The organism is Roseateles sp. (assembly GCF_046300915.1).
Lineage (GTDB): Bacteria > Pseudomonadota > Gammaproteobacteria > Burkholderiales > Burkholderiaceae_C > Kinneretia.
Window position 1 is genome coordinate 1 of record NZ_JBKCLH010000107.1, and the last position, 7072, is coordinate 7072.

General features: G+C 67.4%; 8 protein-coding genes. 3 read left to right on the forward strand and 5 right to left on the reverse strand.

The window, feature by feature from the left end:
- The 4 genes from ACK5F2_RS07950 to ACK5F2_RS07965 form a co-directional block, all read right to left on the reverse strand.
- A partial coding sequence (locus ACK5F2_RS07950) for a cache domain-containing protein (RefSeq protein WP_409863956.1) occupies nt 1-1006 on the reverse strand: 1006 nt, incomplete at its 3' end.
- Between the two features lie 16 nt (nt 1007-1022).
- Nucleotides 1023-1868: an ABC transporter substrate-binding protein gene (locus tag ACK5F2_RS07955; protein WP_409863957.1), complete on the reverse strand. Its 846-nt coding sequence runs from the start codon at nt 1866-1868 to the stop codon at nt 1023-1025.
- 19 nt (nt 1869-1887) lie between these two features.
- The gene (locus tag ACK5F2_RS07960; RefSeq protein ID WP_409863958.1) at nt 1888-2652 is read right to left on the reverse strand and encodes an HD-GYP domain-containing protein; all 765 of its coding nucleotides are present in this window, start codon (nt 2650-2652) and stop codon (nt 1888-1890) included.
- 37 nt (nt 2653-2689) lie between these two features.
- On the reverse strand, nt 2690-3064 hold the full coding sequence (locus ACK5F2_RS07965; protein WP_409863959.1) for a response regulator transcription factor: 375 nt from the start codon (nt 3062-3064) through the stop codon (nt 2690-2692).
- A gap of 106 nt (nt 3065-3170) precedes the next feature.
- On the opposite strand from ACK5F2_RS07965, the gene ACK5F2_RS07970 reads away from it, so the two are divergent.
- The 3 genes from ACK5F2_RS07970 (at nt 3171) to ACK5F2_RS07980 (ending at nt 6346) form a co-directional block, all read left to right on the forward strand.
- Entirely contained in the window at nt 3171-3836 is a 666-nt protein-coding gene (locus ACK5F2_RS07970; protein ID WP_409863960.1) for a helix-turn-helix domain-containing protein, read from the forward strand.
- Nucleotides 3833-4585 carry a response regulator gene (locus tag ACK5F2_RS07975; protein ID WP_409863961.1) on the forward strand — a complete coding sequence of 251 codons (753 nt, stop codon included), beginning with the start codon at nt 3833-3835 and terminating at the stop codon, nt 4583-4585. The genes ACK5F2_RS07970 and ACK5F2_RS07975 overlap by 4 nt, the downstream gene beginning before the upstream one ends.
- Before the next feature lie 219 nt (nt 4586-4804).
- Nucleotides 4805-6346, forward strand: coding sequence for a methyl-accepting chemotaxis protein (locus ACK5F2_RS07980; protein WP_409863962.1), 1542 nt, complete (start codon nt 4805-4807; stop codon nt 6344-6346).
- A 10-nt stretch (nt 6347-6356) separates the two neighbouring features.
- Here ACK5F2_RS07980 and ACK5F2_RS07985 read toward each other — a convergent pair.
- On the reverse strand, nt 6357-7072 hold a 716-nt coding region (locus tag ACK5F2_RS07985), incomplete at its 5' end, for a helicase-related protein (protein ID WP_409863963.1).

The following is a 7072-nucleotide window of genomic DNA, read 5'->3' on the forward strand; positions in this document are numbered from 1 at the left end:
GCTCGCGCAGCGCCACCTGCTCATGGGCCCTGTCCAGGGCGCGGCGCGCAGCCTCGCGCATGCGCAGACTGCGCAGCAGGATCTGGGCCCCCGCCGCAATCAGCAGCAGGACCACGCCCCCCACCGCAGCGAGAAGCCACAGGCTGTCACGCCACGCCGTCAGGGCAGAGGCCTCTGTCCGCTCCACCAGCACGACCAGGGGCCGCCCGCGCGCGAGTCGGTAGGCAACCAGCTGGTCGCCCGGCTGCAGACCCGGGCCGCGGTAGCTGTCATGCTCCTTTCGCTTGAGCAAACCCTGGAAAGCCGGATGCTCGTCCAAGCGGCTGCCCAGACTCTGGGGCACGCCCTCGGTCGCGGCCAGCAGCTGCCCACCGAAGGAAACCAGAGCGGCCCGCGCGCCAGAGTCCTCCCCAAGCACCGACTGCTGATAGTTCGCCAGGGTGTCGGGGTTGATCAGGGCAAGCAAGAGCAGCTCTTGCCCGGCAGGTCCGATCACATGCCGCGCCAAGGGCAGCGTACTCACCGCCGCGCCCAGATCGGATCGCCCCAGGCTGCTCAGGCTGCGCCCCGCCTGCAGCGGCATCAGCAACTCACGCCCGGCTGCGGGCAGCGGACCCAGCTGAGACAGGCTCAGCCTCAAGCCCTGGTCCCGCGGGTCGGTGCTGACCAGCACCTGCCCCCGCAGATCGAGCACAGCCAGGCCGCGGAGCACGGGCTGGGCCACCAGGGCCTGGCTCAGCAGGGGCTGGAGTGCGACAGGGTCCAGGCGCGGCTGCAGCCGCAGACCATCGGCCACGGTACGCAGCACCAGGGCGGCAGACTCGACGCTGCGGGTGGCATGGTCATCGAGCACCCGTGCCAGCAGTTCCAGGCGCTGGCCCTCGTTTTCCAGTGCCTCGCGCCGCTCATAGGCGGCCAGCAGCAGCAGGGCGCCGACACTGGCCAGGCTCAGCAGGCCGGCCGCCCAGCGGACTAGGCGATCACTCTTGAAAGCGTTCAGGGCCATGCGTGCAAGCCGCGCCTCACTGGCTCACCACGATTTCGCTCAGCCCGTGACGTGCCGCGGCGGCCTTGAGTCGGCCGTCGCGCTTGATCGCGGCCACGAATTCGTCCAGCCGGGCCAACCACGCGGCATCGTTCTGGCGCGTGGCATAGGCATAGGGCAGCACGTGGAAGGGCTGGGGCGGCGGAACCAGGCGAGCCCAGTCCGCGTTGTCGAGCAGGCGGCGGCTATAGGGGTAGTCCGTCATGAACACATCGATGCGGCCGGCTTCCAGCTCGCGTTCGCGCGTGGCCGGCGGCCTTACCACCACCACCTCCGCCTTCTTCAGGGCGGCCGTCATCACAGGTTCCATGAAGGTGCCGGCCTGCACGCCCACCAGCACGCCGGGCCGATCAATATCGGCCCAGTCCCGCACAGCGCGGTTGGAGCGCGTCGTGACGCCGTAGATGTCACTCTGCAGATAGGGCTTGGTGAAGGCCAGGCGCGCCTGGCGCTGCGGCAGAACGCCCACGGCGAACATGGCCACATCGCAGCGGCTGCTGCCGACGTCCTCGATCAACTGGGTGAAGGAAGACTCCACATACGTGAGCTTGAGCTTGAGATCCTTGGCCAGCTCGGCCGAGAGCTCGATGTCGATGCCGCCCAGCTGCTGGGTATTGGGATTGCGGTAGGTAATGCCGTAGTAGTCGGGCCAGATGCAGACCTTGAGCTCGCCGCTGGCGCGCAGGCGCTGCAGGGTAGGACTGTCGGCCGCAGCGGCCGGACGGGCGGCCAGCAGGGCCTGGGCGCCCAGCAGCAGGCCAAGCGCTGCCAGGTGCCAGGTCTTGCTCTGTGCCGACGGGAAGATCGACCGTGGGTTCTTCATGATGTGAATCCTCGTGCTTTCATTCGTTGTCGACCAAGGCCTCGAAATTGGGAGGCTGGCGGTTGATGCGGTCGCGCAAGTCCAGCAGGGACGGCGCATGCCGCACAAAGGTGTCCACGATGCGAGGGTCGAAGGCGGTTCCGCGCTGCTCGGCGAGCATGCGCACGGCCACATCGTCCGCAAAGGCCTTGCGATAGCAGCGGTCCATGGTCAGGGCGTCAAAATAGTCCACAACGGCCACGATGCGGGCCGAGAGCGGGATGGCCTCGCCCGCCAAGCCATCGGGATAGCCGCTGCCGTCCCAGCGCTCATGGTGGCCCAGGGCCACCTCGGCGGCCAGCTGGAACAGCGGAATGCGGGAGCGCCCCAGGATCCGGGCCCCCATGCGCGGATGCTCGTTCATGATGGCGCGCTCTTCGGCGGAGTAGCTGCCTGGCTTCTTGAGTACCGCGTCGGGGATGCCGATCTTGCCGATATCGTGCATGGGCGCGGCGCGACTGAGCTGGTGCGCAAAGCTGGCTGGCTCGCCCATCAGCAGGGCCAGAGCCTCCGCGAGGTAGCCAATGCGCAGAATGTGCACGCCGGTGTCATCGTCCTTGAAATCCGCCGCCAGAGAAAGGCGCAGCAAGGCCTCGTGGTGGGCGCGGGAGACCTCGCGCAGCGCCTCGTTGCGCTCGTGGTACATGCGCCCCAAGTCCATCACGATGCGCTCCATCTGGGCGGCCGCGGCCGAGTCGAAGACGCAGTCGCCCGGCAAAGGCGCAGGCGCGGGGGCGGACGTCATGAGGCCGGATGAGCGGGGGGCCAGCATGAGCGGCTCCTCAGGCCGAGAGCGGGAGGTTGGCCAGATGTTCGATCAGCTGCAGGGGGCTGAAGGGCTTGACCATGTAGGCGTCGGCCCCGGCGCGCAGGCCGGCCTCGCGGTCGCGGGCCTGGCCACGGGCACTCAGCAGCACCACCTGCATGCCGGCGTAACGCGGCTCGGCCTTGAGCCGGGCACAGACCTCCAAGCCGTCCATGCTGCCCGGCATCATCACGTCCAGCAGCACCACATCGGGTCGCAAGACGGCCGCCAGCTGAAGCGCACTCTCGCCATCGACGGCTTCATGGATCTGGTAGTCCTCGAACTCCAGGGTCATGCGGATCAGCCGGCGGATATCAGCATGGTCGTCAACAATGAGAACGGTCTTGCTCATCGCGCACTCCTTGGGCTCTTGATGTTGATCTCATTATTGAGCGTATCATTTTTATCAATCAAGCTCTATTTGTCCGGGGCTGCTCAAAAATCGGCAAAATTGCGCAATGCCCAAGCCCAATTCCACTCTCGTCCCGCCCTCCGCCCAGACCGACTACAGCACCCTGGAGGTGGCGCGCCTGTTGGGCATGGCCGTACGCTCAGTACAGCTGATGGTAGACCGAGGTGAGCTGGAGGCCTGGAAGACCCCCGGCGGCCATCGCCGCATCGCGCGCAGCTCGGTGGAGGCCTGCTTGGCACGCCGCAGCAGTGGCACCGCAGCGACGTCGACCGGCTCCGGCCTGCCAAAGCCGGCAACACTCGCGCCCGGTGGCGCGAAGCGCCAGCGCCTGCTGCTGATCGAGGACTCGGTGCACTACCAGAACCTCATCTCCATGCTGCTGGCCCAGCAGTTCCCTGAGCTGGAGCTGCATATGGCCTCGGACGGCATCGCCGGCCTGGCCATGTATGGCCAGCTCCAGCCCGAGCTGCTGCTGGTGGACATCCTGCTGCCGGGCATCGACGGCGCCACCCTGATCACCAGCTTGCGCTCCCAGCCGCAGTTCGCCGGCAGCCGCTTGATCGTGGTGACCTCGCTGGATGAGGGCCAGCGCCAGCCCTACGACTTCGCCCTGCAGGGCCTGCCGGTGGTGCACAAACCCCGTCTGGTCACCGAGCTGCCGGGCCTGCTGCGCGAGCAGCTGGCAGCCCGGGCCGAGAGCGTCGCCTCATGAGCAGCGCGGGCCGGCCCCGGGTGCTGCTGGTCGAGGATGACCCCTCCCTGCAGCGCTTTGTGCAGCTGGCCCTGGAAGACTTCGAGATTGAGCTGCTCGCCGTGAGCTCGGTGGACGCCGGCCTGGCCGAGCTGGCCCGCGCGCCGGCAGCCCTGGTGCTGACCGATCTGATGCTGCCCGACCGCTCCGGCTTCGAGCTGATCGAGACCCTGGCCGCCCAGCCCGCGCTGCGCGCCGGCGCCCGGGTGGCGGTGTTCAGCGCCGGCCTCACCCCCGCCACCCGCGCCCGCCTGGAGCGCTCCGAGGTCTGGCGACTGCTCTCCAAGCCCTGCGGCCTGGCCGAGCTGGAGGCTTGCGTGCGCGACGCGCTGGCGGGAGCCGGCGCGTGCAAGGAGGGGGCGGAGCCGGGCGCCACCGCCGCCCACGACAGGCCCTCGCTGCCCAATGGGCAGGCCGCCGCCATCGCCGAGCATTTCGGGGGCAATGCCGCGCTGTACCACGCCTTCCGCGCCAGCTGTCTGCACCAGTTCCAGGCGGATCTGGCCGAGGGGGACAGGGCCCTGGCCGCGGGCGATGCCCCGGCCCTGCGACGCCTGGCCCACAGCCTCAAGTCCGTGCTGCTGAGCCTGGGCCATGCCGAGGCGGCCGCTCATGCGCTGGCCCTCGACGAGGCCTGTGAACCGAACGACTGGCCGGCCATGGCAGCCCTGTGGCCGCAGTTGCGGGCCGCGCTGAGACAACTGAGCTAAAGCCGCAACCACGGCAAGAAACCGCGCTCCGCGATCACCAGCATCCCTCTCCACAGCCGCACGTGAGCCATAGCGCCTCGCCCCAAGCCGGGGCTGCACTGCCTCGCAGGCTACGAAATCTGCGAAGTAAATCACGCAAGAATTGCCACTAATATCAATTCAATCAAATATGCTTAGGGCATCGCCTGCGTAATCGGCAGTCACAACAAGGAGCCCATCATGTTCAGCCTCAAGCGATGGAGCTTTGCCCAGCGGATGTATCTGATGAGTTGCACCGTGAGCCTCGCGCTAGGCGCCCTGGCGGTGATGGTGTGGGTACAGCTGTCGAGTCTGAGCGTGGCTGCCAAGAGCATCGGCCTCAGCCATGTCGTCGCACTTGATCATGCCCGCACCATGGAGCTGAACCTGACCCGGGCTTCCCTGCAGCTGCGCCACGCCATGCTGGCTCGCAATGAAGCAGAGCGCTCTGCGGCGCTTGTCCAGATTTCTGAGCACCGCGCGGCGCTCGATGCGGCTCGGACAGCCTACCAAGACCTTCAGGACAGCGCCCCGGACCTGAGCCAGGAACTCGATGCCTTCTGGTCCGTCGCAGAGGCGAATCTGTCCATGGTTCAGGCCGGTGACCGCGACGCAGCATTTGCCTTCTTGGTCGAGAAGACCGTTCCTGCCCGCAATGCGGTTCTCGACGTGATGAAGCGTAACGTTGAACACCACCGACAGGCTCTGAGCCAATCAATCGAGCGGGACTTGGTCCGCGAGGCGGACACCATCATGTGGGAGATCAAAGGCGTGGTCTTGCTGGTAGCCCTGCTCATGCTGAGCTCGGTATGGATCCTGGTCAGGCAGCTGAGAGGCCGCGTAAGCGTGTCTCAAGGGGTAGCCGAGAAGGTGCGCGACGGTGAACTGGATCAGCTTGTCAAAGACGAGGGACGTGACGAATTCAGTCCATTGCTTGCCGCCTTGCTGGCAATGCAAGGCAGGCTGGCCGAGCTGGTCAGCGATATCCGCGACAACGCCGAGAGCGTTGCGACCGCGAGCGCACAGATCAGCCAGGGCAACACGGATCTCAGCGTCCGAACCGAAAAGCAGGCCTCGGCCCTGCAACAGACGGCCGCCTCGATGGAGCAGATCAATGGCACAGCCCTCAGCAATGCCGACAGTGCAGCACAGGCCAGTCGCCTAGCCCATCAAGCCTCGGGCGTTGCCGAGCAGGGGCGCAAGGTGGTTGACGAGGTCGTAACGCAGATGCGCGCTATTGAACATGCGTCCAAGCAGGTCGAGGACATCATCGCCGTCATCAACGGCATCGCTTTCCAGACCAACATCCTCGCGCTCAACGCCGCGGTTGAAGCAGCCCGCGCCGGAGAGCAAGGCCGAGGCTTCGCCGTGGTTGCGGGTGAAGTCCGGACTTTGGCGCAGCGCAGTGCTGAAGCCGCTCGTCAAGTCAGGAGTCTGATCAGTCAAAGCGTCGAGCGCGTGGCGACGGGGGCTGGCTTGGTCGATCAGGCGGGGCGGACCATGCAAGAAGTCCGGACATCGGTGCAGCGCGTCAGTGACATCGTGAGTGAGATTGCCGCCGGCAGCCGGGAACAGATGAGTGGTGTTTCCCAGGTCAGCGAGGCAGTGAGCCACATGGATCAGGCCACCCAGCAAAATGCCGCTCTGGTGGAGCAAAGCGCAGCCGCCGCGGAGAGCTTGCGGGAGCAGGCTGCGGGCCTGGTACGTGCCATGTCCATCTTCCGCACTAGCACAAGCGGCTGAGGCGATCCGCTCAGATCGCCAGCGGGTCCACGTCCACCGCCCAGCGCTGCAGGCCGCGATGCTCGCGCTTCAAGGCATGCAGCTCGGGCATCCACAGCCAGAGCAGGCGCTGCAGCGCGCCGCGCGTGGGCGACTCCACCAGCATCTGCAGGCGCTCCATATTGGCTACCCGCGCCACGCTCATGGGCACGGGCGGGTAGATCATCAGCTCGCGGGCCTCGGGCAGGGCCTGGGCCCAGCGCGCTGCGGCGCTGAGGAAGGCCTGGGCCGCCTCGGCCGTGCGCGCCTCGGCGCGCAAGAGGGCCAGGTGTGAATAGGGCGGCAGGCCGGCGCTCTCGCGCTCGGCCAGCTGGCTGCGGGCAAAGGCTTCGAAGTCGTGCTGCAGCAGGGCGCGGTAGAGCGCATGCTCGGGGTGCCAGGTCTGCACCCACATCTCGCTGCGGGCGGCCTGCTCGGCGTCGCGGCCGGCTCGGCCCGCCGCCTGCATCAGCAGGGCGAAGAGGCGCTCGGGGGCGCGGAAGTCGCTGCTGAAGAGTGCGCTGTCGGGATTGATGGCGGCCACCAGGGTGATGCGGCGGAAGTCATGGCCCTTGGTCACCATCTGGGTGCCCACCAGGATGTCCACCTCGCCCTCGTGCACCGCCTGCAGCTGGCTCTCCAGCGTGCCCTTGAGACGGGTGGTGTCGGCATCGATGCGGGCCACGCGCGCGCCGGGCAGGGCCGCGG

Bases quoted from the DNA above. Each gene is read 5' to 3' on its own strand.
- ACK5F2_RS07955 (WP_409863957.1), bottom strand. From the start codon at position 1,868: ATGAAGAACCCACGGTCGATCTTCCCGTCGGCACAGAGCAAGACCTGG.
- ACK5F2_RS07960 (WP_409863958.1), bottom strand. From the start codon at position 2,652: ATGACGTCCGCCCCCGCGCCTGCGCCTTTGCCGGGCGACTGCGTCTTC.
- ACK5F2_RS07965 (WP_409863959.1), bottom strand. From the start codon at position 3,064: ATGAGCAAGACCGTTCTCATTGTTGACGACCATGCTGATATCCGCCGG.
- ACK5F2_RS07970 (WP_409863960.1), top strand. From the start codon at position 3,171: ATGCCCAAGCCCAATTCCACTCTCGTCCCGCCCTCCGCCCAGACCGAC.
- ACK5F2_RS07975 (WP_409863961.1), top strand. From the start codon at position 3,833: ATGAGCAGCGCGGGCCGGCCCCGGGTGCTGCTGGTCGAGGATGACCCC.
- ACK5F2_RS07980 (WP_409863962.1), top strand. From the start codon at position 4,805: ATGTTCAGCCTCAAGCGATGGAGCTTTGCCCAGCGGATGTATCTGATG.